The 25,934-nt window shown below is 66.3% G+C and carries 26 protein-coding genes and 1 pseudogene; 17 read left to right on the top strand and 10 right to left on the bottom strand.

Annotated features, from left to right (window positions below; genetic code table 11):
- Positions 1-38 precede the first annotated feature (38 nt).
- Genes ileS through ASE13_RS00440 form a run of 3 tightly spaced genes read left to right on the top strand, consistent with a single transcriptional unit; the run spans position 39 to position 3,875 of the window.
- A complete protein-coding gene (gene ileS / locus ASE13_RS00450; protein WP_056610072.1) occupies positions 39-2,924 on the top strand; it encodes an isoleucine--tRNA ligase in 2,886 nt (961 codons plus the stop codon).
- A complete protein-coding gene (lspA, locus tag ASE13_RS00445) occupies positions 2,924-3,439 on the top strand; it encodes a signal peptidase II (RefSeq protein WP_056610071.1) in 516 nt (171 codons plus the stop codon). Before ileS ends, lspA begins: the two co-directional genes overlap by 1 nt.
- Positions 3,432-3,875: a DUF3035 domain-containing protein gene (locus tag ASE13_RS00440; protein WP_056610068.1), complete on the top strand. Its 444-nt coding sequence runs from the start codon at positions 3,432-3,434 to the stop codon at positions 3,873-3,875. The genes lspA and ASE13_RS00440 overlap by 8 nt, the downstream gene beginning before the upstream one ends.
- Positions 3,876-3,964: 89 nt before the next feature.
- On the opposite strand, the gene ASE13_RS00435 is transcribed toward ASE13_RS00440, so the two are convergent.
- From ASE13_RS00435 to ASE13_RS00420, 4 genes are all read right to left on the bottom strand, one after another.
- The gene (locus ASE13_RS00435; RefSeq protein ID WP_056610066.1) at positions 3,965-4,759 is read right to left on the bottom strand and encodes a TorF family putative porin; all 795 of its coding nucleotides are present in this window, start codon (positions 4,757-4,759) and stop codon (positions 3,965-3,967) included.
- 190 nt (positions 4,760-4,949) lie between these two features.
- A complete protein-coding gene (locus ASE13_RS00430) occupies positions 4,950-5,417 on the bottom strand; it encodes a RidA family protein (RefSeq protein ID WP_056610059.1) in 468 nt (155 codons plus the stop codon).
- Between the two features lie 9 nt (positions 5,418-5,426).
- Positions 5,427-6,062, bottom strand: coding sequence for a hypothetical protein (locus ASE13_RS00425; RefSeq protein WP_056610052.1), 636 nt, complete (start codon positions 6,060-6,062; stop codon positions 5,427-5,429).
- Positions 6,059-6,325, bottom strand: coding sequence for a DUF3572 domain-containing protein (locus tag ASE13_RS00420; protein ID WP_056610050.1), 267 nt, complete (start codon positions 6,323-6,325; stop codon positions 6,059-6,061). Before ASE13_RS00420 ends, ASE13_RS00425 begins: the two co-directional genes overlap by 4 nt.
- Positions 6,326-6,360: 35 nt before the next feature.
- Between ASE13_RS00420 and ASE13_RS00415 the strand changes: the two are divergent.
- Positions 6,361-6,720, top strand: a pseudogene (locus ASE13_RS00415) (response regulator); the annotation flags it as partial.
- Positions 6,721-6,907: 187 nt separating this feature from the next.
- Here ASE13_RS00415 and ASE13_RS00410 read toward each other — a convergent pair.
- The 3 genes from ASE13_RS00410 to ASE13_RS00400 are packed head-to-tail and all read right to left on the bottom strand — an operon-like array spanning position 6,908 to position 9,802.
- Positions 6,908-8,350, bottom strand: coding sequence for a S41 family peptidase (locus tag ASE13_RS00410; protein ID WP_082596302.1), 1,443 nt, complete (start codon positions 8,348-8,350; stop codon positions 6,908-6,910).
- Positions 8,351-8,398: 48 nt separating this feature from the next.
- Positions 8,399-9,088, bottom strand: a complete 690-nt coding sequence (gene ung / locus ASE13_RS00405; protein WP_056610048.1) for a uracil-DNA glycosylase — start codon at positions 9,086-9,088, stop codon at positions 8,399-8,401.
- Between the two features lie 24 nt (positions 9,089-9,112).
- A complete protein-coding gene (locus ASE13_RS00400; protein WP_056610047.1) occupies positions 9,113-9,802 on the bottom strand; it encodes an endonuclease III domain-containing protein in 690 nt (229 codons plus the stop codon).
- Positions 9,803-9,964: 162 nt separating this feature from the next.
- Here ASE13_RS00400 and ASE13_RS00395 point away from each other — a divergent pair, with 162 nt between their 5' ends.
- The 3 genes from ASE13_RS00395 to ASE13_RS00385 all read left to right on the top strand — a co-directional run bounded on the left by ASE13_RS00395 (position 9,965) and on the right by ASE13_RS00385 (position 12,000).
- Entirely contained in the window at positions 9,965-10,978 is a 1,014-nt protein-coding gene (locus ASE13_RS00395; RefSeq protein WP_056610045.1) for an ATP-dependent DNA ligase, read from the top strand.
- Positions 10,979-10,988: 10 nt separating this feature from the next.
- Entirely contained in the window at positions 10,989-11,360 is a 372-nt protein-coding gene (locus ASE13_RS00390; protein ID WP_056610043.1) for a tRNA-binding protein, read from the top strand.
- An 85-nt stretch (positions 11,361-11,445) separates the two neighbouring features.
- Complete coding sequence (locus ASE13_RS00385; protein WP_056610041.1) at positions 11,446-12,000, top strand: carbohydrate binding domain-containing protein; 555 nt, start codon at positions 11,446-11,448, stop codon at positions 11,998-12,000.
- A gap of 6 nt (positions 12,001-12,006) precedes the next feature.
- On the opposite strand, the gene ubiG is transcribed toward ASE13_RS00385, so the two are convergent.
- Entirely contained in the window at positions 12,007-12,738 is a 732-nt protein-coding gene (ubiG, locus tag ASE13_RS00380) for a bifunctional 2-polyprenyl-6-hydroxyphenol methylase/3-demethylubiquinol 3-O-methyltransferase UbiG (RefSeq protein WP_056610038.1), read from the bottom strand.
- A 58-nt stretch (positions 12,739-12,796) separates the two neighbouring features.
- Between ubiG and ASE13_RS00375 the strand changes: the two genes are divergently transcribed.
- From ASE13_RS00375 to ASE13_RS00365, 3 genes are all read left to right on the top strand, one after another.
- A complete protein-coding gene (locus ASE13_RS00375; RefSeq protein ID WP_056610035.1) occupies positions 12,797-14,077 on the top strand; it encodes an aspartate kinase in 1,281 nt (426 codons plus the stop codon).
- A 320-nt stretch (positions 14,078-14,397) separates the two neighbouring features.
- On the top strand, positions 14,398-15,189 hold the full coding sequence (locus ASE13_RS00370) for a hypothetical protein (RefSeq protein ID WP_235536784.1): 792 nt from the start codon (positions 14,398-14,400) through the stop codon (positions 15,187-15,189).
- 52 nt (positions 15,190-15,241) lie between these two features.
- Positions 15,242-16,273 carry an NAD(P)H-dependent flavin oxidoreductase gene (locus ASE13_RS00365; protein WP_235536783.1) on the top strand — a complete coding sequence of 344 codons (1,032 nt, stop codon included), beginning with the start codon at positions 15,242-15,244 and terminating at the stop codon, positions 16,271-16,273.
- Positions 16,274-16,313: 40 nt separating this feature from the next.
- Here the strand turns inward: ASE13_RS00365 and ASE13_RS00360 are convergent, their stop codons facing one another.
- Positions 16,314-17,291: a hypothetical protein gene (locus ASE13_RS00360; protein WP_056610032.1), complete on the bottom strand. Its 978-nt coding sequence runs from the start codon at positions 17,289-17,291 to the stop codon at positions 16,314-16,316.
- Positions 17,291-17,632, bottom strand: coding sequence for a PadR family transcriptional regulator (locus tag ASE13_RS00355; RefSeq protein ID WP_056610029.1), 342 nt, complete (start codon positions 17,630-17,632; stop codon positions 17,291-17,293). Before ASE13_RS00355 ends, ASE13_RS00360 begins: the two co-directional genes overlap by 1 nt.
- Before the next feature lie 181 nt (positions 17,633-17,813).
- On the opposite strand from ASE13_RS00355, the gene ptsP reads away from it, so the two are divergent.
- The 7 genes from ptsP (at position 17,814) to ASE13_RS00320 (ending at position 25,934) form a co-directional block, all read left to right on the top strand.
- Positions 17,814-20,090 carry a phosphoenolpyruvate--protein phosphotransferase gene (ptsP, locus tag ASE13_RS00350; protein WP_056610028.1) on the top strand — a complete coding sequence of 759 codons (2,277 nt, stop codon included), beginning with the start codon at positions 17,814-17,816 and terminating at the stop codon, positions 20,088-20,090.
- Positions 20,091-20,198: 108 nt separating this feature from the next.
- Positions 20,199-21,041 carry a helix-turn-helix domain-containing protein gene (locus ASE13_RS00345; RefSeq protein ID WP_056610026.1) on the top strand — a complete coding sequence of 281 codons (843 nt, stop codon included), beginning with the start codon at positions 20,199-20,201 and terminating at the stop codon, positions 21,039-21,041.
- Between the two features lie 75 nt (positions 21,042-21,116).
- A complete protein-coding gene (locus tag ASE13_RS00340) occupies positions 21,117-22,064 on the top strand; it encodes a tetratricopeptide repeat protein (RefSeq protein WP_056610025.1) in 948 nt (315 codons plus the stop codon).
- Positions 22,042-23,088, top strand: coding sequence for a tRNA lysidine(34) synthetase TilS (gene tilS, locus ASE13_RS00335; protein ID WP_056610022.1), 1,047 nt, complete (start codon positions 22,042-22,044; stop codon positions 23,086-23,088). The genes ASE13_RS00340 and tilS overlap by 23 nt, the downstream gene beginning before the upstream one ends.
- A 67-nt stretch (positions 23,089-23,155) precedes the next feature.
- The gene (ftsH, locus tag ASE13_RS00330) at positions 23,156-25,129 is read left to right on the top strand and encodes an ATP-dependent zinc metalloprotease FtsH (protein WP_056610019.1); all 1,974 of its coding nucleotides are present in this window, start codon (positions 23,156-23,158) and stop codon (positions 25,127-25,129) included.
- 65 nt (positions 25,130-25,194) lie between these two features.
- Positions 25,195-25,566 (top strand): hypothetical protein, encoded by a 372-nt coding sequence (locus ASE13_RS00325; RefSeq protein WP_056610017.1) that lies wholly within the window; start codon positions 25,195-25,197, stop codon positions 25,564-25,566.
- Complete coding sequence (locus ASE13_RS00320; protein WP_056610015.1) at positions 25,563-25,934, top strand: hypothetical protein; 372 nt, start codon at positions 25,563-25,565, stop codon at positions 25,932-25,934. Before ASE13_RS00325 ends, ASE13_RS00320 begins: the two co-directional genes overlap by 4 nt.

Raw genomic sequence — 25,934 nt, 5'->3', positions numbered from 1 at the left:
TGCAACTATCGGGCCCATCCTCTAATCGGCGCGGACCCATGACCGACGCAACCGATTCCACGCGCGACTGGCGCGACACCGTCTTCCTGCCGAAGACCGATTTCCCGATGAAGGCCGGCCTTGCCGCCAAGGAACCGGCGATCCTCGAGCGCTGGGCGAAGATCGGGCTCTACCGGAAGCTCCGCGAGGCCCGCGCCGGCCGCGAGACCTTCCTGCTCCACGACGGCCCACCCTATGCGAATGGCGACATTCACATGGGCCACGCGATGAACAAGATCCTCAAGGACATCGTCGTGCGCAGCCAGACCCTGCTCGGCAAGGACGCGCCCTACGTCCCCGGCTGGGACTGCCACGGCCTGCCGATCGAGTGGAAGGTCGAGGAAGCCTATCGCGCCAAGAAGCTCAACAAGGACGAAGTCGACCCCGTCGCCTTCCGCGCCGAATGCCGGGCCTATGCCGAGAAATGGGTGGCCGTGCAGCGCGGCCAGTTCGAGCGGCTCGGGGTAATGGGCGACTGGGACACGCCGTACCTCACGATGAACTATCAGAGCGAGGCGATCATCGCCGGCGAATTGCTCAAATTCGCCGAGAGCGGCCAGCTCTATCGCGGCGCCAAGCCGGTGATGTGGTCCCCGGTCGAGAAGACCGCTTTGGCCGAGGCCGAGGTGGAGTATGAGGACGTCGTGTCGACGCAGATCGACGTGGCGTTCGAGATCGTCGAGGCGCCGAACGCACCCGAGCTGGTCGGCGCGCATGCAGTGATCTGGACGACCACGCCGTGGACGATCCCGGTGAACCAGGCGCTTAGCTATGGCCCGGACATCGAATACGTAACGTTCAAGCCGAGCCAGGGCCCGGCCAAAGGCAAGACATTGCTCGTGGCGTTCGAACTGCTCGAAACAGTACGCCGCCGGATAGGCGATCTCGAACCATCGCTTGTCGGTTCCCAGATCGCGGGTACGCTTGGTTGGCTGGGGCCGATCATCAAGGGTCGCGATCTCGAAGGCGCAATCGCGCTTCATCCGATGGGAGCGCTCGGCGGCTTCTTCGCCAAGCCCCGCCCGTTCCTGCCCGGCGATTTCGTCACCACCGACGCCGGTACCGGCCTCGTCCATATGGCGCCGGATCACGGCGAGGACGACTTCCTGCTCTGCAAGGCGCACGGGATCGACCCGGTGTTCGCCGTCGACGGCGCGGGGATGTACCGCGCCGACTGGCTGTGGCTCGGCGGCCAGGGATCGGTGATCAACAAGAAGTTCGTCGCCAGCGACGGCCCGATCTGCAACGACCTGCGCGAAGCCGGCGCCTTGCTCGCCGCCTCGGACGATTTCGCCCACAGCTATCCGCATAGCTGGCGGAGCAAGGCCAAGATCATCTTCCGGGCGACCCCGCAATGGTTCATCCCGATGGACACGCCCGTCACCCCGGCGAACGCCGGGGCCTCAGGCGAAGGCGCGGGACAGGAGTCGCATGAGATCCCGGCTTCCGCCGGGATGACGGCTGGCGGCAACGGTGCCACCCTCCGCGGCATCGCCCTCGACGCGATCGAGACCACCCGCTGGGTCCCCGAGCGCTCGATCAACCGCATCCGCTCGATGGTCGAGGGGCGCCCCGACTGGGTGATCAGCCGCCAGCGCGCCTGGGGCGTGCCGATCGCGCTCTACGTCAACCGGGCGACCGGCGATTATCTCAGTGATCCGGAAGTCAATGCCCGCATCCTGCAGGCCTTCACCAATGGCGGCGCAGACGCGTGGTTCCAGGCCGATCACCAGGCCCTGCTCGGCGAACGCTACAATCTCGCCGATTACGAGGTGATCACCGACATCCTCGACGTGTGGTTCGACAGCGGCTCGACCCATGCCTTCGTGGTCGAGGCGCGCTATGGCGCGGACGCCCGCGCCGACCTCTATCTCGAAGGCTCGGACCAGCATCGCGGCTGGTTCCAGTCGTCGCTGCTCGAAAGCTGCGGCACCCGTGGCCGTGCACCTTATGGCGCCGTCCTCACCCACGGCTTCGCGCTCGACGGCAATGGCCGGAAAATGTCGAAGTCGCTCGGCAATGTCGTCGATCCGCTCAAGATCATCGGCGAGAGCGGCGCGGACATTCTCCGCCTCTGGGTCGCGCAGACCGATTATTTCGAGGACGTCCGCATCGGCAAGGAAGTGCTCGCCGGCACCGGCGACACCTACCGGAAACTGCGCAACACCTTCCGCTACCTGCTCGGCGCACTCGACGGGTTCGACGAGAGCGAGAAGGTTTCGGTCGCCGAGATGCCCGAGCTCGAGCGCTACGTGCTCGCAAAGCTCGCCGAGCTCGATGCCGAGTTGAAGGCGGCGGCGAACGATTTCGAGTTCAACCGCTACAGCCGCGCGCTGACCGATTTCGCCAATGAGGACCTGTCGGCCTTCTTCTTCGATATCCGCAAGGACTGCCTCTATTGCGATGCAGCCACGGATCCGAAGCGGCGGGCGTATCGCACCGTGCTCGACACGCTGTTCCATGCGCTGGTCCGTTATGCCGCGCCGATCCTGAGCTTCACGGCCGAGGAAGTGTGGCAGGCGCGCTTCCCGAGCGAGGACGGATCGGTGCATCTGCTCGACTGGCCGGTGCTGCCCGAAGGCACGGCGACGACCGCCGACTGGACCGGCATTCTTTTCCTGCGTGGTCTCGTCACTGAAGCAATCGAGCCGAAGCGCCGGGAAAAGATCATCCGCTCAAGCTTGGAAGCCGAGGTCACAGTTCCGGATCTGCCTGCATCAAGCGAACTTCTGACGGAGCTCTTCATCGTCTCGAAGGTCGAGCCGGGCGACAGCGTCACGGTGACGCCCACCCAGCGCCATAAATGCGGTCGGTGCTGGCGGCATCTTCCCGAGGTTGCGGAGGACGGCTTGCTGTGCGACCGCTGCGCCAAGGTGGTGGGTTGATGAAGAATTGGCATATCGGGCTGCTCGTCGCAGCGGGCGTGTTCCTGATCGATCAGGCCGCCAAATATTATGTGACCGGTCCGCTGGGGCTCAATGTGCAGGACGCGTCGCTGACCGTGCTGCCGATCTTCGACCTGCGCTTCGTCAAGAATGTCGGCGTGTCGCTGGGGCTGTTGCCGGCGAGCGGCGCGGCGATGCGCTGGCTGCTGGTGCTGCTGACCGCGGGAATCGCGGCGGGTGTGCTCTGGTGGATGCTGCGCGAGAAGAAGCGGCCCGACGTGATCGCTCTGGGCCTCGTGCTGGGCGGCGCGCTCGGCAATATCCTCGATCGGACGCGGCTCGGCTATGTCGTCGACTTCGCCGATTTGCATTTCGGGAACTGGCGCCCTTTTTTGGTCTTCAATGTGGCCGATGCGGCGATTACCATCGGCGTGCTGATCCTGTTGATCCGCGCCCTGTTCGTGCGCGATAAGGCCGGGCAAGCGCCCGCTGTGGAGAATGAAGTCAATGCGTAAGTTGATCACCGTCGCTGCGGGCATCGCGCTCGCGGGCTCGCTCTCCGCCTGCGGCAAGAGCGGGATCGACCGCAACCGTCCCGATGAATTCGCCGTCGCGCGCGCCGCGCCTTTGGTGATCCCGCCCGATTTCTCTCTGGTGCCGCCGCGGCCGGGTGCGCCGCGCCCGCAGGACACCAATCCGTCGGCACAGGCGCTCGACGCCCTGTTCGGCGGATCGCAGGCGCGCAGCGCTTCGGAGAATGCCACGCTCGATGCCGCCGGTCGCACCTCGGCCGAAATCGGCACGCGGAGCAGCGCGGGCAGCCCGACCACCAATGTGGTCGACAAGGGCAGCACGACGCGCGACATCATCGCCGCGCCGCAGGGCGACGGCCAGGCCGCACGCGCCGGCACGCCGCAGACTGCCGCACCGCAGCCCGCTACGCCGCAGTAAATATCAATGGAAAAGCCGGGCCGCTCGTGGGAGCGGCCCGGCTTTTTCGTGTCCGCCAGAGGGAGGGCGCCGAGGCGCCCTCCGCCGGATCAGAAGGCGTAGGTCAGATAGCCCAGCACGGTGCTGTCGCCACCTACGGAATTGTTGAAGCGCTCGCCGAGGATGCGCTGCTGCGTGATGTCGGTATCGACATATTGGAGGCCGAGCGTGAAGCCCTGATAGGCAACTTCGGCGCCGAGCGACCAGTCGATGTAGCTCTCGTCGGACGGATCGAGGTTGAACGCCCCGAGCGCGCCGTCCGAGCGGCCGATATGGCCAGTCAGTTTGACCGGGGTGTTCGGCACGGTGACCGCGAGGTTCGAATAGAGATAGAGGCTGTCTTCGTCGCCCAGCCCGGCCTGGCTCCACGCATAGTTGGCGCCGACCTTCACGTTCGCCGGCCCGATCGAATAATTGACCGAGGCATAGGGCTCGAAGAAGTCGGTGTTGTTCTTGACGCCGCCGATATAGGACGGTGCGTCGGCGTAGAAATAATAGAGCATGCCGACATCGAAGCCTAAGCCGTTGTCGAGCGTCTTGGTGTAGCCGCCATAAAGATCGACTTCGTAATTGCCGTAGCCCGGCAGCGAATGATCGTCGTCGATCGTCGAGGCCCAGGTGCCGACATAGAGGCCGGATTCGTGATTGACGTTGACGGTGGCCTGGCCGGCAGCATGTTCATGCGACTGGCTGAGGCCGCGGAAGCGATAGTCGGTGGTGGCCCCGAAGCTGCCGGTGACCGTGACGCTGGGCGCCGGTGCAGTGGCCTCGCTGGCTTCCTGCGCCATTGCAGGCATGGCGGAGACGAGCGCGAGCGCGCTCAGGCTGAACGTGGAAAAGCGCATGGAAATCCCTTTCAAATCCGGTGCGTAAAGGGTCCCCACCTGCTGCCGCTGGCACCGCGTCTATGAGGTTCGAGACCCTGCGCGATTTCCGGGCGACACAAGATCATTGCCGGATGGCGCTGCGGCGCACAACATTATTTGCGGTTTTGTTGCTCGATCGTGACGAACTGTTGCTGTACCGCCACAGCGATCAGCGGCGGAGCGCCACCACCGCATCGACTTCGACCGCTGCGCCAAGCGGCAGCGCCGGTACGCCTACCGCGCTGCGCGCGTGACGGCCGGCTTCGCCGAACAGCGCCTGCATCAGCTCCGACGCGCCATTGGCGACCTTGGGCTGATCGGTGAAATCAGCAGCCGAATTGACGAACACGCCGAGCTTCACGACCCGCTCGACCCGTCCGAGATCGCCGCCCAGCGCCTTCTTGATCTGCGCGATCAGCATCAGCCCGCAGCGCTCTGCGGCCTGCCGGCCATAATCCAGGTCGCGATCCTCGCCGAGCCGGCCGGTCATCAGCTGGCCGTCGAGGAACGGGAGCTGCCCGGAGACATATAGGAGGCCGCCGGCCTCGACCGCGGGAACATAAGCCGCGACCGGAGCCGCTGCTTCGGGGAGGGTGAGGCCGAGCTCGGCCAGCTTCGCGTCGATTGTGTCGGTCATGACAGGTGCTCAACCATTCGCGGCATCGGCGGTCAAGCCCGCCACGAACCGCGCCGCGATCCAGTCGCGAGCCTCGCGCCAATCGTCGATCCGGGCATGCGCGTGGGGCGCGGGCGGGACATCGGGCGCGAGGCTCGGCTCGGCGATCATGTGGAGGCGGTGAACCTGCGGCGCGTGCTTCGCGACCGATTCGTGATGGACCGCGAGATCGTCGACGAACACCGCGACAGGCGCGCCGAGCTCGGCGACCAGCTTCGCCACCGGCGGCCCCTTCGGCCCCTGATTGCACTCGACCCGGTGCGCGATGCCATGCGTGGCGAGCTGGGCGATGCGATGCTCGCGGCAATGATCACCGAGATTGGTGAGGACGATTATCTCGGCATGCTCGGCAAGCGCCGCCAGCCCCTCGCGCGCGTGCGGTACCAGTGTCTGGCGATCCATCTCGGCGGGGAAGAAGCCGTCGAGCAATGCCCACATCTGCGTGCGCTCGACCAGCGCCTGATCGGCGCGGCGGCGCATCGAAGTGGCGAAATCGCCGCCATTGGGCGTGAAATCGATGTCATGCGCCTCGTCGAGCCACACCCCGAAATGGCGGACCATGTGGAGCAGGACTTCGTCGCAATCGGTGATCAGCAGCGGTTTCATGCGCGTTCGAGCTCCGCCCGCGCAGCCACGAGGTCCGCCGGCCTGACCGACAACGCCTCGGCACAGGCGACGAGATCTGGCTCGTACGCCTCCAGGAACCCGAGCGTCGCCGCGAGCAAGGCAGGCTCGCCGGCCCGGGTGCGCAGCCCCTCGGGATCGAGCCCGGTGAGATCGAGCAGCCGCGACGCGCGGCCCGGATCGCCGAGCGTCCAGACCAATGCCTGGAGCGCAATTGCGTCTGCGTTTGTTTCCATTCGCGGCATCGCCTAAACCGTCTCCAACTGCATGAGGTCTGCGCGTGGCAAAAAGGGTTCTCGTTGTCGAGGATAACGAACTCAATCTGAAGCTGTTTTGCGATCTGCTCCGCGCGCACGACTTCGCCGCGGAGCCGGTAGCGGACGGGCGCGAAGCCGTGGCCAAGGCGCGCGCGTTCGAACCCGATCTGATCGTGATGGACATCCAGATGCCGCACGTCACCGGATTCGATTTGATCCGGGAGATGAAACTGGATGCCGGGCTACGTGCGATCCCGATCATGGCGGTGACCGCCTATGCCGGACGTGAGGACGAGGACCGGATCCGTGCCGCCGGCGCCAATGCTTATGTCTCCAAACCGATAAGTCTCGTCCGTTTCATGGAAGAAGTGCGGGCGCTGGTGCCGGGAGGCGGAGAGGCCGACGCGGCGGAGGCAGAGGGCGAAGCTCAACTCGAACCCGAGACACCGGTCGCGCCCGAAGCTGCCGAGCCTGAGGCGGAGCATCAGGCCGAAGCCAATTCCGGTCAGACCGAAACGTAAAGACGCGGTTGCTTCCTCACTTGCAAGGAAGGGAATCCATCCCTGAACGCTAGAATGCGCCGGGCACTTCGCGCTGCACCGTCGTCGGACGTTCGGGGGTGAGTAGCTCGTTCGCGCTCGTCCTCAGTGCGAGCGTCGTCTGTCCGCTCGATGCGATCGAGGTGCAGCTGCGCCCCGCGAGGAAATCGAGCGCCGCCTTGGTCGATGCCTCGCGCGGATCGCCAAGCGGATAGGAAATGTCGTCGCCCGCACGGCAGCTCGCCTCGACGGTGCTTGCGAGACCATTGAAGTAATTGCCCTGATGCGCGGCGTTCTGCGTGGCGAAGGCGATGACGCGCAGGCGATCGTCGCACTGGGCGCGATCGAGCGCGATCTGCCCCACCGGTTTGCCATAGGTGTTGGTGCCGATCAGCGCCGCGTTGGCGTGCAGATAGGGGATGAAGGCATTGACCACGAGCTCGCTCGCCGACGCCGTGCCGCCGGTGCCGATGAACGCGATCCGCGTCGGGGCGATCGATTCTGTCTTCGGCTGGAAGAAGCGCGTCTCGTTCTCCGCCGATTTCTCGGGGCGAAAGACCATGTAATCGAACACATCGGTCGCGGCGCGATTGGCGCCCATCAGATCGCCCATCAGCTGGGCGATCGAAACGAGGCCGCCGCCATTGTAACGCAGATCGACGATCACCTGGGTGATGCCGGCCGCCTTGAACTGCGCGAACGCCGCGCGCAACGCCGGATCAGCAGTGGAAATGAAGGTACGCAGATTGACATAGCCGACCTTGCGGCCACCATCGTCCAGGACCTTGGCACCATAGCGCGACGACACCGGCGTCAACGCATAATCGGCCATCGCGACGGTCAGGTCGCGGGTGCCCGCGGCGTCGCTGATGCGCAGCACGCGCGTCGTGCCGACCGCCGACGGTCCCAGCGCCTCGGTCACGCCGGCCGTGCCCTGGCTCGCCAGGATTGAACTGACCGTGCGCAGCGTGGCCGTGCTGGTACCGATCGCGACGATCTGGGCCCCGCGATCGATGCCGGCATTCAGCGCCGGCGCGCCTTCGAACGCTTCGGCAACGAATATGCGCCCGCCGGCCGAATCATAAGCCAGGCGGAAGCCGTAGCCCGCGCTGGAACCCGAGGCGTAATAGGCATTCTCCTCGGCGATCGAGGTCAGATAGGTGAAATAGCGATCGCGGCCCTGCGCCCGCGCAGTGGCGGTGAGCGCGTCGATATAATCATCGACATTGCCGTACGCGGCGGGGCTCAAGCTGGCCGGCAGCGTCTCGGGGAAGAGATACCATTCATTGAGCTGCGCCGCCGCCCAATCCTGCCGTTCGCGAAGCGAACAGCCGGCGACCGCAGTGGGAGTCGGGGTCGGCGTCGCGCCCGTCGGGGGCGGCGTGACCACCGATCCGCTGCCGCCGCCACCTCCGCCGCACGCGGACAGGACCATCGCGAAGCTCAACACGGACGCAACGGACTTACGCATCATCGGGTCTTTCTAAATATTCTAGATGCTTACCAGCGAGATGGCACCCTGTCACGGCAGCGCCCAGTCGATCGGCTTCTGGCCGCGGCTCACGAGGAACTGGTTCGCCTTCGAGAAGTGCTTGCAGCCGAAAAACCCCGAATGGGCGGAGAGCGGCGACGGGTGCGGCGCCTTGAGCACAAGATGCCGCCCGCCTTTGTCGATCGAATCGACGAACGCCGCCTTTTTCTGCGCGTGGCTTCCCCAGAGCAGGAACACCACCGGCTCCTGCTTGGCATTGACCAGCCGGATCACCGCATCGGTGAAGCGCTCCCAGCCGCGCCCCTGATGCGATGCCGCCATGCTCATCTGAACCGTGAGCACCGCATTGAGCAGCAGCACGCCCTGCTCCGCCCAATGCTCGAGAAAGCCGTGGCGCGCCCGGGGAATGCCGAGGTCGGCCTCCATCTCCTTGTAGATGTTGACGAGGCTGGGCGGGATGCGCGTTCCCGGCCGCACCGAAAAGCACAGGCCATGCGCCTGCCCTTCGCCGTGATAGGGATCCTGCCCGAGGATCACGACGCGGACATCCTGGAGCGGCGTCAGATCGAGCGCGCGGAACCATTCGCCGCCCGCGGGGAAGATTCGCTTGCCCGCGGCCTTCTCGGCAACGAGGAATTCGCGCAATGCGGCCATGTACGGCGACGCGAACTCGCTTTGCAGCGGTTCGAGCCAACTCGGGTGCAGCTTTACGTCCGCCATGGCCATCAATTGCGGTATGCGGCGCTACTCCGTCAACCGCTTCGCGCAAGCAGCGGAGAGTGGACAGGCATCGCATTGCGGCGCGATCGGGCGGCACCAAATCTGCCCCACCAGCTTGAGCACGATATGGAGATTGAGGAAGTTCCTGCCCTGCCAATCGGGCAAGGCGGCAGTGGCGGTTTCGCTTGCGACGCGACCGTCGGCATGCCCGCCGACGAAGCCGAGGCGCTGGAGCACGCGCAGCACATGACTGTCGACGATCAACACGGGCCGCGAAAGCGTGCTGGCATTAAGTGTGGACGCCGCGACCTTGCGGCCGACTCCGGGCAGGCGCTCGAGCCAGGCGAGCGCATCGTCGAGCGGAAGATCGGCGAGGAAATCGAGATCGAAGCTTCGGCGCTCCGCCGCGATCCGGCGCAGCGCGACCACGAGGTGCGCGGCCTTGGCTTCGGCGAAAGTGACGTCCCGGATCACTCTCTGCACGTTTCGCGCATCCGCGGCGGCGACCGATCGCGGCGAGCCGAAGGCCGCGACCAACCGGTCATAAGCGGCCCTCGACACCGCATCGCGGGTGCGGCCGCTGATCATCGATTTGACCAATTGGCCGACCGGCCGCCGTACAGGCTGGGGCCGGACCCGCTCCAGCAGCGGACTCAGCCTCCGATGCCAGAGAAGCAGATCGTCGCGACCCCGAAACGCGAAGCTCGATTGCATTGCCCGAACTTAGAACATATCGGGAACATTGTCAATGATCTTCACGGCCGGTCCGCAATATCGGATCGCCGAGCGCGCGCAGGCGTTCACAAGCCAGGAGACAGAAATGCCCTTCCAACATCATGACGGGGCCAGCAGCTGAAACTTGGCAACATCGAGCCCATGGAGGCCCGGCTGGTCGAGGCGCTGCCCGACGAGCCCGGCTGGCAGTTCGAGCCCAAATGGGACGGGTTCCGCTGCCTCGCATTCAAGCAGCACGGCGAAGTCGCGCTCCAGTCCAAATCGGGCAAGCCGCTCGCGCGCTATTTCCCCGAAGTGGCGGCGATGATCGCGGCACTGCCGGTGGAGCAGGTCGTCCTCGACGGCGAGCTGCTGATTCCGGTTGGGTCGACTCTGTCGTTCGAAGCATTGCAGATGCGGCTGCATCCGGCGGAGAGCCGGATCCGGAAACTTTCCGCCGCGACGCCGGCGCGGCTGATGCTGTTCGATTGCCTGTGGTCGTCCGAACGGGGTTCGCTCGCCGATCGGCCGCTGGCGGAGCGCCGGGCGGCGCTGGAAACCTTTCATGCGGAGCATCGCTCCGAGACCTTGCGCCTGTCGCCGCTGACCGAGGAACGGGCAATCGCGCAACGCTGGCTCGACGCGGCGGGCGGGGCGCTCGACGGCGTGATCGCCAAGCGTCGCGACGGGGCGTACCAGCCGGGCGAGCGCGCGATGCTCAAGGTCAAGCGCCTGCGCACCGCCGACTGCGTGGTCGGCGGTTTCCGCTACGCCAGCAAGAAGCGCGAGGTCGGCTCGCTGCTGCTCGGGCTCTATGACGATGCCGGACTGCTCCATCATGTCGGCTTCACCTCGGCGATCGCCGCGGCCGACCGTCCGGCGCTGACCCAGCGGCTGGAAGCATTGGTCGAAGCGCCCGGCTTCACAGGTGACGCTCCCGGCGGGCCGAGCCGATGGTCCACCGAACGCTCGGCCGAGTGGCAGCCGCTGCGCCCGGAACTGGTCGCCGAGGTGCGCTACGACCATGTCACCGGCCGCCGCTTCCGCCACGGCACCGGTTTCCTGCGCTGGCGGCCGGACAAGGCGCCGCGGCAATGCACGATGGAGCAACTGGGCGAGGAGGCGCGGCCGGCTCTGGTCGAAGCGGCCTTGGCGGAGGCGGAGTCGGCGCGATAAGGGGCCGGCCATGCACGTCAATCACGATCCCGCCGCCCTCCCCGCCGAGACGATCGGCTTCGACCAGTTCCTCGCCGTCGACATCCGCGTCGGCACGATCGTCGAGGCGTTGCCGTTTCCGGAGGCACGCAAGCCGGCATATAAATTGGTGATCGATTTCGGGCCGGTGATCGGGCGCAAGCGGTCCTCGGCGCAGATCACGGAGCATTATCGTCTCGAGGATCTGCCGGGGATGCAGGTCGCGGCGGTGGTCAATTTTCCGTCACGGCAGATCGGACCGGTGATGTCCGAGGTACTGACGCTCGGCTTCCCGGACGAAGCGGGCAAGGTCGTGCTGGTACGGCCGAGCACGACCGTGCCGAACGGGGGCAGGCTGTTCTGATCCCCGAGTTCGCCCACCCGATTTGCCGTTGACGGCAGCGCGGCGCGGCATAGTCTCTCCCCCAAAGACATAAGGAGGGGGAATCATGAACTTGCGGATCGCACTCGCGCTGGGCGCCGCCTTGCCTGCCTTGCTCGCAATGCCCGGCGTCGCGCAGGATGCCAAATCGGCCGACGACGCGCTCGCGGAAAAGGTGATCAGCAACACCAACCCGGCGAGTTTCCAGGCCTATGGCTTCACTCCCGCGCCCAAGCTGGTGAGCGACAAGGAAGTGCAGGGCGGCAAGGCGCTTCGCCTGCCGCTGACCGGCACGGGCGAGCCGTGGAGCATGGGAGTCAATGTGCCGCTGCTCAAGCCGGTCAAGGCGGGCGACAAATTGGTCGTCGCTTTCTATGCCCGGCTGAACAAAAGCGACGCGCCGACCGCGAAGATCAACGGGCAGATCCAGCTTTCGACCGCGCCCTACACCGCATTGTTCGGCAAGCCGTTCGATGTCACGCCCGAATGGAAGCTGCTCCAATTCTCGGGCAAGGTCGACAAGGACTATGCCGTCGGGACGATCGGCGCGGCGTTCCACCTCAATACCGGCAAGCAGGTGATCGACATGGGGCCGGTCGCAGTGCTCGACATGGGGCAGTGAGGATTTTCAGGCGCGGCGGGCGGTGATCAGATAGTCGAGACTGGTATCGTCGCGGAGGACGAAGCCGCGCGCGGGCGAGAAGCCGAGGCCGCGCAGGTCGCCGACCTTCAGCCCCGCACCTTCGAGCAACGCAGTCAGCTCGTCGGGCGTGAGGAACTGGTTCCAGTCGTGCGTGCCCCTGGGAATCGCGCCGGTGCCTTCGCCGAGCGTGATCATCGCCAGCCGCGATAGTGCGGTGCGATTGGGCGTCGACAGGATCATCAGCCCGCCGGGCGCGAGCGCATCGGCGAGGCCGGCGACGAACGCGGCGGGGTTCGCGACATGTTCGATCACTTCCATCGACGTGACGAGATCGAAGCGGCGGCCGGGCAAATCCTCGATCCCGCCGGCGATATACTCGACATCGACTCCGGCGGCAGCGGCGTGCGCGCGGGCGGCGCCGATATTCTCGGGCGCAGCGTCGAGGCCGGTGACCCTGGCACCGAGCCGGGCGAGCGGCTCGGCGAGCAGGCCGGCACCGCAGCCGACATCGAGCGCGGTCCTGCCGGCGAGCGGCGCGAACGACATGCCGTCGCCATGGAAATGCGCGTCGGTGACTTCGCGGATATAAGCGAGGCGCGCGGGGTTGAGGCGGTGGAGCATCGCCGACGAACCCTTCGGGTTCCACCAGTCGGCGGCGAGCCGGCCGAAATGCTCAGCTTCACCCGGGTCAATAGTTGCTTTGGTTGCGTTCGCCATGGCCGCCTCCTATCAGGCCGCCTCATCCTTCCCAAGGCCCGGAAAACAAGCACCCGACATGGCACGCATCGTGATGAAGTTCGGCGGCACCTCGATGGCCGGCATCGAGCGGATCCGCAATGTGGCGGCGCGCGTCAAACGCGAATGGGAAGCGGGCAACCAGGTTGCGGTGGTCGTCTCGGCGATGGCGGGTGACACCGACCGGCTGGTCAATTTCTGCCGCGAGGCGAGCTCGCTCTACGATCCGCGCGAATATGACGTGGTCGTCTCCAGCGGCGAGCAGGTCACTTCGGGGCTGCTTTCGGTGGCGCTGCAGGCGCTCGGCGTGCCCGCGCGCTCGTGGCTCGGCTCGCAAGTGGCGATCCACACCGACAGCGCCCACGCCAAGGCGCGCATCCAGTCGATCGATTCGGCCGGCCTCGAGGAAGGCTGGAGCCGTGGCGAAGTCGCGGTGATCCCGGGTTTCCAGGGCGTGACGAGCGACGGCAGCAACCGCGTCACCACGCTCGGCCGCGGCGGATCGGACACGTCGGCGGTGGCGGTCGCCGCGGCGGTCAAGGCCGATCGCTGCGACATCTACACCGATGTCGACGGCGTCTATACCACCGATCCGCGGATCGTGCCGCGGGCACGCAAGCTCAAGAAGGTGACGTACGAGGAGATGCTGGAGCTCGCCAGCGTCGGGGCCAAGGTGCTCCAGACGCGCTCGGTGGGGCTGGCGATGAAGGAACAGGTCCGCGTCCAGGTGCTGTCGTCGTTCACCGGCGACACCGCGCCGATGGCGGACACATTGCCCGGCACGATGATCGTGGGCGAAGAGGAGATTCAGGACGTGGAAAGCCAGCTCATCACCGGCATCGCGCACGACAAGAACGAAGCCAAGATCACGCTGACCGCAGTGCCGGACAAGCCCGGCGCAGTGGCGTCGATCTTCGACCCGCTGGCCGAGGCCAACATCAACGTCGACATGATCATCCAGAATATCGCGCACCAGAGCGCGGGTTCGGCGAGCGCGACCGACGTGACCTTCACGGTTCCCGCGGCCGACCTCGCCCGCTCGATCGAGACGCTCAACCAGTCCAAGGCCGATATCGGTTTCGCCGAACTGCTCCAGGATACCCGCGTCGCCAAGATCTCGGTGGTCGGCGTGGGGATGCGCAGCCATGCCGGCGTCGCGGCGACGATGTTCAAGACGCTCGGGGCGCGCGGGATCAACATCCAGGCGATCACGACGAGCGAGATCAAGGTCTCGGTGCTGATCAACGAGGACGAGACCGAGCTCGCGGTGCGCGTGCTGCACACGGCTTATGGCCTGGACGCGGAAGACGCCGCGGCCTGATTGCCAACCGGATGGTGGTTGACACGCTTGACACGAATCGCGGTTTACACGCGTGACAACCAGGCATGTCAACGAAGCGGCGCACGCCTCCATCGACTGCCGGCCGCGCGGCGGACACGCAGCGACGATCCGGTTGACACGCTTGACACGATTCCCGGTTTGCCCGCGTGACAACGACGCGGCTTGCGTGCGGCGGGTTGACGAGGTGAGTCGGATCTCCATCGATCAGGATACAGCAGGCGAAATCCTACATTGCCAGCACCGATTGGAGCGCGACTGACATCTTTCCGCCGCCTTCGGAACGCATCGCTCGCACCGCCTTGTCCGTAGCCGATTCCATCGAAACGCGCCCCAGCGCTACCGTCCGGCTGCGCGCCTCGCTCGGCCAGCGCGGCATCGCGTTCGTCCTCGCGCTGCTGATCGAATTGCTGGTGGCGCTGCTGCTGTGGTTCATGGCGCCGGTGCTTCCGGGCAAGGAAAAGGGCGACGTGCCGAGCGTCTTCGGCATCGAGGGGCCACGCAGCGACAACGAGGAAGCGGACAAGACACCGGAGAAAAAGGCCGTCGAGCGCAAGACGGAAAGCGGCAAGCCCCGCCCCGTTCCGCCCAAGCCGGTGGAGCCGCCGCCGGTGCCCCAGCCGCCGACGCCGCCGCTCCCGCCCACCTTCGTCCGGATGACGCGCCCCGAATACAAGGCCGCGGACATTGCGGGGAGAGGCTCCGCACCGGCACCGGCGCCGGAGGGGGAAACGGCTTCGGCGGAATCGGGGAGCCGGCCGGGCGACAGCGCCGTGGTCGGCAAGGCACCCAATGGCGAGCCGCTCTACGCCGCCGAATGGTTTCGCCGTCCGCGCGACAACGAGCTCTCGCCCTATATCTCCAGGCGCGCCCGCGGGCCGGGCTGGGGCCTGATCGCGTGCCGCACGGTCGCCGATCACCGGGTCGAGGATTGCCAGGAGCTCGGCGAGGGACCGCGCGGCTCGGGCTATGCCGGATCGGTGCGGCAAGCGGCGTGGCAGTTTCGCGTGCGTGCGCCGCGTGTCGGCGGCAAGGAGCTGACCGGCACCTGGGTAAGCATCCGCATCACTTATGGCACTTTAGCGGACGAGTGAGCCGCGTTCCGCGCTTGCCCCAAAGGCTTCCGCCCGGCTAGGCCCTGCCGCCATGACGACTGACACCACGATCGGCGCCGAGCGCCTGGCCCGCCGCATGGCGCGCGGATGCGAATTCCTGGGCAGCGAGGTCGCGATCATGTGCGGCGCGATGTCGTGGGTGAGCGAGCGCAACCTCGTCGCGGCGATGTCCAACGCCGGCGGCTTCGGGCTGATCGCATGCGGTGCGATGAGCCCCGAATTGCTCGACAGGGAGATCGCGGGGACCAAGGCGCTCACCGGCAAACCGTTCGGCGTCAATCTGATCACGATGCACCCGCAGCTGCTCGAGCTGATCGCGGTGTGCAAGAAGCATGAGGTCACCCATGTCGTGCTCGCGGGCGGCCTGCCCCCCGCGGGCAGCCTCGACGCGATCAAGGAGTTCGGCGCCAAGTTGATCTGCTTCGCGCCCGCACTGAGCCTCGCCAAGAAACTGATCCGGTCGGGCGTCGATGCATTGGTGGTCGAGGGCATGGAGGCCGGCGGGCATATCGGCCCCGTTTCGACCAGCGTGCTGGCGCAGGAGATCCTGCCTGAAGTAGCGACCCAGGTCCCCGTGTTCGTCGCCGGCGGGATCGGCCGCGGCGAGGCGATCGCCGGCTATCTCGACATGGGCGCGGCGGGCGTCCAGCTCGGCACGCGCTTCGTCTGCGCGACCGAGAGCATCGCGCATGCCAATTTCAAGAAGGCATTCATCCGCGCTTCCGCCCGTGATGCCACTGCCAGCGTCCAGATCGATCCGCGGCTCCCGGTGATCCCGGTACGCGCGCTCAAGAACGCCGCCGGCGAATTGTTCACTGCCAAGCAGCGCGAAGTCGCGCAGCTGCTCGACGAGGGCAAGGTCGAGATGATGGAGGCCCAGCTCCAGATCGAACATTATTGGGCGGGTGCGCTCCGCCGCGCAGTGATCGACGGCGATGTCGAGCATGGCAGCGTGATGGCCGGCCAGTCGGTCGGCATGGTCAACAAGGAAGAGCCTGTCGCCGAGATCATCGCCACGCTGATGGCCGAAGCCGCGCACGCGCTGGAGAAGCGCGCGGCCTGAGGTTGTTCTCGAATCCTCCCTCGCGAAGCGGGGGAGGATTTTACGCGTCAGCCAGCCGCTGCTCGCGGAAGAGCTTCCACAGCTCGACCGCACCTTGGAAGATCGTGATCGCCGCGACGATCACCACGCCGAATTCAAGCGCCTTGTCGAGGCTGTCCTGAATCCGTGCCGCCTGCGCGGCGTCGGTCGCGGCGGTTACGATCACCACACGTCCCGCTTGGTGAAGGACGGCGGCGATGGCCACGGTGCCCGCAGTAGCGAGGATCACAAGCGTCCCGCGCACCATCTTCCATCCGGGGCGGAGCAGCGTGACCAGATTCTGCACGATCTGCACCCAGACCAACAAGACCACCGGCCAATAGAGATCCGCCCAGACCGGTGCCCCATGGACCGTGACTCCGGCATTGTGCGGGATCAGCGGCAGCTCGATCGATCCGCTCCACCAGGCGAGAAAGGCGATGCCGAACGCGATGCCGAACACCGATTCCCACGACCACGGACGTTGCCGACCGCGAACACGCAGCGCCGGGAGTTCCGGCAATTCCTCGGGCTTCCAGCGCTCGAGATAAGTGGCGAGCCAGCCGGTCCGTTCGATCACGGCGAAAGCGAGCGTGACCAGCGCGGCATGGAGCAGCAGCGTTTCGAAGGCCTGGCCCACGCCGTGTGCCAACGCCCGCGAGATATGCTCGCTGCCGACGATCACGCGTCCGCCGATCTGGATCGCTTCTATAACAGCGACGACCGCCAGCCACACGCGCAGCGCGAACCAATAGAAGGGAAAAACTTCGGGCCCGATCAACGCGCGCTGATCGTGATATTGTCCGGCGACTGCGAGCGGGTGACCGAACTCCTTGAGCAGCTTGCTGATCTCGTCCTTGCCTAGCGAACGGCCCAGCGCTTCCTCACGATCCTCGACCCGTGCGCTGATCAGATCGCCGAGTTCGGCGAGAATGTCGTCGGCACGGTCGGCGGGCAGGTTCCAGCGGACTGCGCCCAGATAGCGTTCGATGAGGTCCATCACTTGTCCTTTCCGGTGAGCAGCAGGATCGATTCCGAGATCGCGTTCCATTCGCCGAGCAACTGGGCGAGGATCTCGAGGCCTTCCGGCGAGAGGCGGTAGAAGCGCTTGTTGCGCTTCGCCTCTTCGCGCCATTCGCTGGTGAGCAGGCCCTGTGCCTCGAGCCGGCGCAGCAGCGGATAGAGCGCGCCTTCGTCGATCGGCAGCCCGGCCTCTTCGAGGCTGGTGCGCAGCGTGTAGCCATAGCGCTCCTCGCGCAGTGCCCCGAGCACCGCCAGCACCAGCGAGCCGCGCCGGAGCTCGACGCGCAGCTTTTCGAACAGATCCTCTTCGATGGGCATTGCCGTGCCTCACATGGTATGTGTCATACACTGTATGATATACAGTAAAGCCAAATGCAATAGGAAATTGCCGGGGGGTGGCGACGGCGGCGCTTCAGCGGTTCGGCGCGCTGCTTTGTTGAGGCGCGCTTTGTCGTGCGGGACAATGGCGCGCGCCGGGACAATCTGTTAGCCGAGGAGCATGGCCCTCACTGCCGCCGCTTCCGCCCGCGAGATCCTCACCCGCCTTCACGACGTGATGGCGAAACGGCTGCCCGCGCAGTCGAAGCTCAATTCGGTGGCGGAAATCATCGGCACCGTGCTCGATAGCGAGGTCTGCTCGATCTATCTGCTGCGCGAAGGCGTGCTCGAACTGTTCGCGACGCGCGGGTTGGCGCAGGAGGCGGTGCACGTCACCAAGCTCGCATTGGGCGAGGGTCTGGTCGGCACGATCGCGGCCAATGTCGAGACGTTGAACCTCGACGAGGCGGCGACGCATCCCGATTTCGCCTATCGCCCCGAAACGGGCGAAGAGCGCTTCCACAGCTTCGCCGGCGTGCCGATCATCCGGCGCGAGCGCGCGGTGGGCGTGCTCGCGGTCCAGCATGCCGAGCCGCGGCGCTATGCGGATGTCGAGATCGAGGCATTGCAGACCGTGGCGATGGTGCTGTCCGAGCTGATCGCCAACGCCGACCTGGTCGACCAGACCGGCGGCGCGACGACGCGTCCGCAATCGACCGCGGCATCGCGCGCGAGCGGCTTCAAGCTGGTCGAGGGCATGGCGGCGGGCGTCGCGGTGTTCCACCAGCCGCGGATCACCATCGAGCACACTGTCGCCGAAGATATCGAAGTCGAGCGCCACCGCGTCTATGCCGCGTTCGACAAGATGCGCGACCAGATCGAGCGCATGGCCAGCCAGGCCGAGTTCGGCGGCGGCGGCGAGCATGACGAGGTCCTCGCGACCTACAAGATGTTCGCCTACGACGAAGGCTGGAGCCGGCGGATCAACGAGGCGATCGATTCGGGCCTCACCGCCGAGGCAGCGATCGAGCGCGTCCAGCAACGCACCCGGATGCGGATGCGCGAGATCGACGATGCGCTGCTGCGCGACCGGATGCACGACCTGGAGGACCTCTCCAACCGGCTGCTCCGCATCGTTTCGGGCCAGCTGGGCACTGCGGCGCAGATGGGCCTGCGGCAGGATTCGATCCTGATCGCGCGCAATCTCGGCCCGGCCGAACTGCTCGAATATGACCGGCGGCGGCTGAAGGGCGTGGTGCTCGAGGAAGGATCGCTGACCGCGCACGTCACCATCGTCGCGCGGGCGATGGGCGTGCCCGTGCTCGGCCGCGTACGCGACGTGCGGCGGCTGATCGCCGAGGGCGACATGCTGCTGCTCGACACTGCCGAGGAGAGCCTGTTCGTCCGCCCGACGACGGCGATGCAGGAGGCGTTCGAGGCCAAATTGGCGCTCAGCCAGAAGCGCCGCGCCGCCTTCGCCCAGTTGCGCGGCGAAGTGCCGATATCGAAGGACGGGCATCGCATCACGGTGATGGTCAATGCCGGGCTGCGCGACGATCTCGCCGCACTGGACCTGACCGGCGCCGACGGGATCGGGCTGTTTCGTACCGAATTCCAGTTCCTCGTCTCGGCGACGCTGCCGCAGCGCGAGGCGCAAAGGCGGCTGTACAAGGACGTGCTCGAAGCCGCGGGCGAGCGCCCGGTGACCTTCCGTACCGTGGATATCGGCGGCGACAAGGCGCTCCCCTATCTCAACCACGACGAAGACGGCGACGAAGAAAACCCGGCGATGGGCTGGCGCGCGCTGCGGCTCGCGCTCGATCGCGATGGCCTGATGAAGGCGCAGGCACGCGCGCTGATCGAGGCGGGCGCGGGCAAGACGCTCAACATCATGTTCCCGATGGTCTCCGAGCCTTGGGAATTCGATGCCGCGCGAGACCTGTTCGAGGCGCAGCGCGCATGGCTGGCCGCGCGCGGGCGCAAAATGCCGACCGAGATCCGCTATGGCGCGATGCTCGAAGTGCCGGCACTCGCCGAAGTGCTCGACATATTGCTGCCGAAGATCGATTTCCTGTCGATCGGCACCAACGACCTCACTCAGTTCCTGTTCGCCGCCGATCGCGCGCATCCCAAGCTGGCGCTGCGCTACGACTGGCTGAGCCCCTCGATCCTGCGCTTCCTCAAGCGCGTGATCGATCAGGCGCATGCGGCGGACGTGCCGGTGGCGGTGTGCGGCGAGATGGGAGGACGTCCGCTCGAGGCGATGGCGTTGATCGGGCTCGGCATCGACCGGCTTTCGATCACCCCGGCGGCGGTGGGCCCGATCAAGGCGATGGTCCGCTCGCTCGATCGCGGCGCGCTGATCGACGCGATGCAGCCGTGGCTCGCCGACCCGCGCGCGCCGCTGCGCGACGTGCTCACGGGCTGGGCGAGCGAGCATTCGGTCGAACTCGCCTGATCTTTCGCCAGATTTGCTGCGGCAGCGTTGACAGGGGCAGCGGCGTGAGGGACACCCGCCCAAAGGCGGGAGCACCCAGGGCCGCGAACCCTTCCGCCGGAGGTGAGAATGGAAGGCGAAAACGCCGACAACCCGACGCTTTTCCCTGCGACCGTGGGTGAGAAGCTGCGTGCGGCGCGCGAGGCGCAGAAGCTCGAATTGAGCGATATCGCGAGCCGCACCCGGATTCCGCTACGCCATCTCGAGGCGATCGAGCAGTCGAACTTCGCCAGCCTGCCGTCATCCACTTATGCGCTCGGCTTCGCCAAGGCCTATGCCCGGGCGATCGGCGCCGACGAGGTCGAACTCGCACGCGAATTGCGGCTCGAGATCGGCGAGCGGCCGGAACGCCCCGCGCCGCCCCCGGCCTATGATTTCAACGAGCGCTCGCGCACGCCGCCGAGCGGCATCGTCATCGTCGGCGTCGTCGTCGCCATATTGGTGCTGATCGGCGTGGGGCTCTGGTATGGCACCGATCTGTTCCGCGGCGGCGCGCCGGACGAGAATGTGATCCCCATTGAAAATACGATCGCCGCCGATCCGGGCAATGCCAAGGCACCCGCACCAGCGCCGGTCACCGGCGGGCAAGTGACTTTGGTGGCGACCGACAGTGCGTGGATTCGCGTGACCGATGCGAGCGGCAAACGGCTGTTCGAGAAGGAAATGGCGCCGAACGAGCGCTATGACGTACCGGCCGATGCCGATCGCCCGCGGGTTCGCACCGCCCGGCCCGATCGGATCCAGGTGCTGCTCAACGGCTCGAACGTGCCGCCGCTGGGCACCGGCGTGACGACCGTCGAAGTCGAGGTGAGTGCCGCGGCGCTACAGGCGCGCGGGCAATCCGGCGCGCCATCGACCCCATCTGCCGCACCCGCGGACGCGCCTGCTGGCAACGCCGCCGCCACGCTTTAAGGCTGGCGACAAGGCACGGCGTGTCGACTATATCATCTGGTTAAGTCCCGAAATCTGCACCGGGGGGTGTGACGAATGCGTTTTCTGATTGTTGCGGCAGGCCTGACCGCCGCCATTGCCGGGCCGGTCTCCGCCCAGGCGCAGACCACAGCGGTCGAGGGCCGCGTCGACCGGCTCGAGCGTGAGATGCGCGCCGTGCAGCGCAAGGTGTTCCCGGGCGGCGCGGGCCAGACGATCGAGCCGCAGATCGTGCCCGACGCCACCACCGAAGTGCCCGGTGTCCCTTCGGGGAGCCCGGTCGCCGATCTGACCCAGCGCGTCGCCGCGCTCGAGAATCAGGTGCAGTCGCTCACCGGACAGGTCGAGCAGGACGGCTATCGGCTCCGCCAGATCGAGGACGGGTTCAGCGCATACAAGCGCGCGACCGACGCGCGGCTGAAGGCGCTGGAAGACGGCCGCGCGCAGATCGGCGCATCGGGCGATCCGATGATCGCGCCGGTCGATCTGGGCGAAACCTCCACGCGGCCGACCCGGCCCGCGACCCGCCCGCCCGCCGAAGAGACACCCGCCGCCAAGCCGACCGGCACCCGCGCGCAGCAAGTCGCAGCGATCCAGAAGCCCAATAGCGGCGATCCGGCCGAGGACGGCTATACCTATGGCTATCGCCTGTGGCAGGCCAAGCTCTATCCGGAAGCGCGCCGCGAACTCGAAGCGGTGGCGACCAAATATCCGGAGCATCGCCGCGCGAGCTTTTCGCAGAACTTGCTCGGCCGCGCCTATCTCGACGCCGGTGCGCCGAGCCTCGCAGCGGTCGCCTTTTACGAGAATTACAAGAAGAACCCCAATGGCGAGCGCGCGCCGGACAGCCTCTATTATCTGGCGCAGGCGCTCACCAAGCTGAAGAAGCCCGCGAGCGAAGTGTGCAAGGTCTATACCGAGCTCGACCAGCTCTACGGCGCGCGGCTGTCGGCGGAGATGAAGAACGGCATCGCCGAGGGACGTGCCGCGCAAAAGTGCAAATGAGCTGACGCCCCCGGCGGAACAGGTTGCGCGCTTTCGGCGCGACCTGGAAGCAATTACTGGCCGTGCGCCCGATGCGGAGCATAAGCTCGGCGTGGCCGTTTCGGGTGGAGCGGACAGCCTTGCATTACTGCTGCTCGCTGCCGCTGCCTATCCGGGACACGTCGTCGCAGCCACGGTGGACCACGGCCTGCGGCCGGAAGCCGCGGAGGAAGCGGCATTCGTGCATCGCCTCTGCGATCGGCTCGGCGTACCTCACGACATTCTGACGCGCCCGGACGGGACACTGCCTGTCGGCAATTTGCAGGAATGGGCGCGCTGGCTTCGCTATTTCCTCCTTCAATTCTGGGGCGCATCCGGAACGTTCCGGTCGGACCGGCCCTGGCGCACGGAATGGGTGGCGGTCGCGCACCAGCAGGATGACGTCGCGGAAACCTTCCTGATGCGGGCGCGGCGGGGTGCCGGCGTACGTGGGCTGGCCGCGATGCGCTGCATGCGTCCGCTGTGCGAAGGCATTCCGGGGCCTGCGCTCGTGCGGCCGCTTCTCGGCTGGAGCCGGACCGAGCTGGCAGGCATCGTGACGGCGGCGGGAGTGAGCGCAGTTGAAGATGCGTCTAATAGCGATACCCGCTATGACCGTGCCCGCATGCGCGCACTCCTTGCGGAAACCGGCGAATTGCCGGCCGCGCGCCTGGCGCTGGCAGCGTCCAACCTGCGGCACGCAGAGGATGCACTGAAATGGATTGCCGAACGCGAATGGTCCGTGCGCAGCCGAATCGAGAATCATGAAGTCGTCTGGCTCGACCCGACCGATCTGCCCCACGAACTCCGGCGCCGACTGGCAGAGAGAGCGATCGACTACATCCGGTTCGAGTTCGAGCTGGAGACGGAAATCCGCGGCGAAAGTTTAGATCGTATCGTCGCCACGCTCCTCTCGGGGGGCACCGGTACGATTGCGGGGGTGAAAGCCGAGGCGAAACGTGCTGAATGGCGTTTCAGCCTGGCCCCGGCGCGTCGATCACACTGATCGGCGTTGTTCCATTGCCATTAACCTGGCGGTGCCTATCTAGGGTGGGCGAAAGGTATCGAGCTCGATGAACGACAACAACAAGCCGCAGGGTCCCGAAAACGGCGGCGGCAATCCCTGGATGAAGAGCCTCCTGATCTGGGTGGGCATTCTCGCAGCGCTGGCGCTGTTCGTGACGATGTTCGATCGTCCGGGCGCGCAGACCGCGGGCGATGCGATGTCCTATTCGAGCTTCCTCGACAAGGTGCAGGCCGGCGAGGTCAAGTCGGTCAACATCGCAGCGGGCTCGGCGGGCACGAGCCTCGTCTCGGGCACGCTCTCCAGCGACGCCAAGTTTCGCACCAACGCGCCCAACGATCCCCAGCTGATCTCGACGCTGCGCGAGAAAGGCGTCGCGATCAACGCGCGCCCCGAGGAGCAGCCGTCGGTCTGGTTCTACATCCTCTACCAATCGCTCCCCTTCCTGCTCTTCCTCGGCATCGCCTTCTTCGTGCTGCGCCAGATGCAGAAGAATTCGGGCTCCGGCGCGATGGGCTTCGGCAAGAGCCGCGCCCGCCTGCTGACCCAGAAGGAAGGCAAGGTCACCTTCGACGATGTCGCCGGCATCGACGAGGCGCGCGAGGAGCTGCAGGAGATCGTCGAATTCCTGCGCGATCCCACCAAGTTCGCCCGCCTCGGCGGCAAGATCCCCAAGGGCGCGCTGCTGGTCGGCTCGCCCGGCACCGGTAAGACGCTGCTCGCCCGTGCGATTGCGGGCGAGGCGGGCGTGCCGTTCTTCACCATTTCGGGCTCGGACTTCGTCGAGATGTTCGTCGGCGTCGGCGCGAGCCGCGTCCGCGACATGTTCGAGCAGGCCAAGAAATCGGCGCCGTGCATCCTCTTCATCGATGAGATCGACGCGGTCGGCCGTTCGCGCGGCGCGGGCCTCGGCAACCAGAATGACGAGCGCGAGCAGACGCTCAACCAGCTGCTCGTCGAGATGGACGGCTTCGAGGCGAACGAAGGCATCATCATCATTGCGGCGACCAACCGCCCCGACGTGCTCGATCCGGCGCTGCTGCGCCCGGGCCGTTTCGACCGCCAGGTCGTGGTGCCGCGTCCGGACATCGAAGGCCGCGTGAAGATCCTCTCGGTCCACATGAAGAAGGTGCCGCTGGCGCCCGACGTCGATCCGCGCGTCATCGCGCGCGGCACGCCGGGCTTCTCGGGCGCCGATCTGGCGAACCTCGTCAACGAGGCGGCATTGCTGGCGGCGCGCCGCGGCAAGCGCCTCGTCGCGATGAGCGAGTTCGAGGACGCCAAGGACAAGGTCATGATGGGCGCCGAGCGCAAGTCGATGCTGATGACCGAGGACGAGAAGCGGATGACCGCCTATCACGAGGCCGGTCACGCCATCGTCGCGATGCACGAGCCGGCCTCGGATCCGATCCACAAGGCGACGATCATCCCGCGCGGCCGCGCACTCGGCATGGTGATGCGCCTGCCCGAGCGCGACCAGAACTCGATGCACCGCGACCAGATGTATGCCCATCTCTCGATCGCGATGGGCGGCCGCGTCGCCGAGGAGCTGATCTTCGGCTACGACCGCGTGTCTTCCGGTGCTTCGTCGGACATCCAGTCGGCGACGCGTCTCGCGCGCTCGATGGTCACCCGCTGGGGCATGTCCGAGGCGGTCGGTCCGCTCGAATATGCCGAGGATGACCAGAATTATCTGGGCTACGGCATGGCACGCCCGGCGCAGATGTCGAACGAGACCGCGCAGCTGATCGATGCCGAGATCAAGAAACTGGTCGAGGGCGGGCTCAACCGCGCCAAACAGGTGCTGACCGACCATGTCGACCAGCTCCACAGCCTCGCCCAGGCATTGCTCGAATATGAGACGCTGACCGGCGAGGAGATCAAGCGGCTGATCGCCGGCGAGGATCTGGGCCGCGAGGATCCCGGCTCGAAGGCGGCTCCGGTCGCCACCGCGGGCACTTCGATCCCCAAGATCCGCAAGCCCAAGGGGCCGTTCGGCAATCCTGCCCCGCAGGGTGCGTGAATTCAGTCGCCGTTAAACCCGATACGACTAGCCCTCCCCCGAGAAATCGCGGGAGGGCTTTTCATATGCGGCGTCTGACGGCTGTGGTTGCCGTATTGGTATTCGCAGTGCCGAACGCGGTGCAGGCGATGACCGTCGCGCAATTCCTCGCCAAGGCGAAAGCGCTGCAGGCACAGGGCGCGCTGGCATTGCTCTCGCCCGATGCCGAGCTGCTCAAGCGGGAAGTCGCCGCGATCCGGACCGCCTATACCGCCGACCTGCGCGCCGCGCGCGCCGCCGGCAAGCCCCCGCACAGCTGCCCGCCCGAGACCGGCAAGCCGAAGCTTACACCGAAGCAGATGCTCGCCGAACTCGAAAAGATCCCGCCGGCGAAGCGGGGGATGAGCATGAAGGCGGCGGTCTACGCCTATATGAAGCGGACCTATCCTTGCCGGTGAGGCACCTGCTGCTTCCGGCTGCGGCGATCAGCCTGTTCGCGGCTCCCGTGCAGGCAATGCCGGTCCGCGAATTCATCGCGCGGTGGACTGCGGTGGGGAAGCTCGGCGAGATGGCGAGGCTCGATCCCGAGCTGCGGCGGCTCGTGAACGAGCTGGAGGCGATCCTCGAGGCCTGGCGTGCCGATGTCGACAAGGGGAAGGCGACGGGGGAACCCATCGCGTGTCCGCCGCCTCGCGGACAAGCGAAATTCGATAGCGACAAGCTCATGGCCTATTTCAAGGCGCTGTCACCGGCCGAGCAGGAAGTCGAACTCAAGGACGGCCTCTACGCCTATCTCAACAAGACCTACCCCTGTCCGATGGCATAG

The organism is Sphingomonas sp. Root241, from assembly GCF_001428865.1.
GTDB lineage: Bacteria > Pseudomonadota > Alphaproteobacteria > Sphingomonadales > Sphingomonadaceae > Sphingomonas.
The sequence above is the reverse complement of the archived record's forward strand: the minus strand, read 5'-3'. Positions and strand labels throughout refer to the sequence as shown.

Coding starts and splice junctions, on each gene's coding strand:
- ileS (WP_056610072.1), top strand. CDS start 39: ATGACCGACGCAACCGATTCCACGCGCGACTGGCGCGACACCGTCTTC.
- lspA (WP_056610071.1), top strand. CDS start 2,924: ATGAAGAATTGGCATATCGGGCTGCTCGTCGCAGCGGGCGTGTTCCTG.
- ASE13_RS00440 (WP_056610068.1), top strand. CDS start 3,432: ATGCGTAAGTTGATCACCGTCGCTGCGGGCATCGCGCTCGCGGGCTCG.
- ASE13_RS00435 (WP_056610066.1), bottom strand. CDS start 4,759: ATGCGCTTTTCCACGTTCAGCCTGAGCGCGCTCGCGCTCGTCTCCGCC.
- ASE13_RS00430 (WP_056610059.1), bottom strand. CDS start 5,417: ATGACCGACACAATCGACGCGAAGCTGGCCGAGCTCGGCCTCACCCTC.
- ASE13_RS00425 (WP_056610052.1), bottom strand. CDS start 6,062: ATGAAACCGCTGCTGATCACCGATTGCGACGAAGTCCTGCTCCACATG.
- ASE13_RS00420 (WP_056610050.1), bottom strand. CDS start 6,325: ATGCCGCGAATGGAAACAAACGCAGACGCAATTGCGCTCCAGGCATTG.
- ASE13_RS00410 (WP_082596302.1), bottom strand. CDS start 8,350: ATGATGCGTAAGTCCGTTGCGTCCGTGTTGAGCTTCGCGATGGTCCTG.
- ung (WP_056610048.1), bottom strand. CDS start 9,088: ATGGCGGACGTAAAGCTGCACCCGAGTTGGCTCGAACCGCTGCAAAGC.
- ASE13_RS00400 (WP_056610047.1), bottom strand. CDS start 9,802: ATGCAATCGAGCTTCGCGTTTCGGGGTCGCGACGATCTGCTTCTCTGG.
- ASE13_RS00395 (WP_056610045.1), top strand. CDS start 9,965: ATGGAGGCCCGGCTGGTCGAGGCGCTGCCCGACGAGCCCGGCTGGCAG.
- ASE13_RS00390 (WP_056610043.1), top strand. CDS start 10,989: ATGCACGTCAATCACGATCCCGCCGCCCTCCCCGCCGAGACGATCGGC.
- ASE13_RS00385 (WP_056610041.1), top strand. CDS start 11,446: ATGAACTTGCGGATCGCACTCGCGCTGGGCGCCGCCTTGCCTGCCTTG.
- ubiG (WP_056610038.1), bottom strand. CDS start 12,738: ATGGCGAACGCAACCAAAGCAACTATTGACCCGGGTGAAGCTGAGCAT.
- ASE13_RS00375 (WP_056610035.1), top strand. CDS start 12,797: ATGGCACGCATCGTGATGAAGTTCGGCGGCACCTCGATGGCCGGCATC.
- ASE13_RS00365 (WP_235536783.1), top strand. CDS start 15,242: ATGACGACTGACACCACGATCGGCGCCGAGCGCCTGGCCCGCCGCATG.
- ASE13_RS00360 (WP_056610032.1), bottom strand. CDS start 17,291: ATGGACCTCATCGAACGCTATCTGGGCGCAGTCCGCTGGAACCTGCCC.
- ASE13_RS00355 (WP_056610029.1), bottom strand. CDS start 17,632: ATGCCCATCGAAGAGGATCTGTTCGAAAAGCTGCGCGTCGAGCTCCGG.
- ptsP (WP_056610028.1), top strand. CDS start 17,814: ATGGCCCTCACTGCCGCCGCTTCCGCCCGCGAGATCCTCACCCGCCTT.
- ASE13_RS00345 (WP_056610026.1), top strand. CDS start 20,199: ATGGAAGGCGAAAACGCCGACAACCCGACGCTTTTCCCTGCGACCGTG.
- ASE13_RS00340 (WP_056610025.1), top strand. CDS start 21,117: ATGCGTTTTCTGATTGTTGCGGCAGGCCTGACCGCCGCCATTGCCGGG.
- ftsH (WP_056610019.1), top strand. CDS start 23,156: ATGAACGACAACAACAAGCCGCAGGGTCCCGAAAACGGCGGCGGCAAT.
- ASE13_RS00325 (WP_056610017.1), top strand. CDS start 25,195: ATGCGGCGTCTGACGGCTGTGGTTGCCGTATTGGTATTCGCAGTGCCG.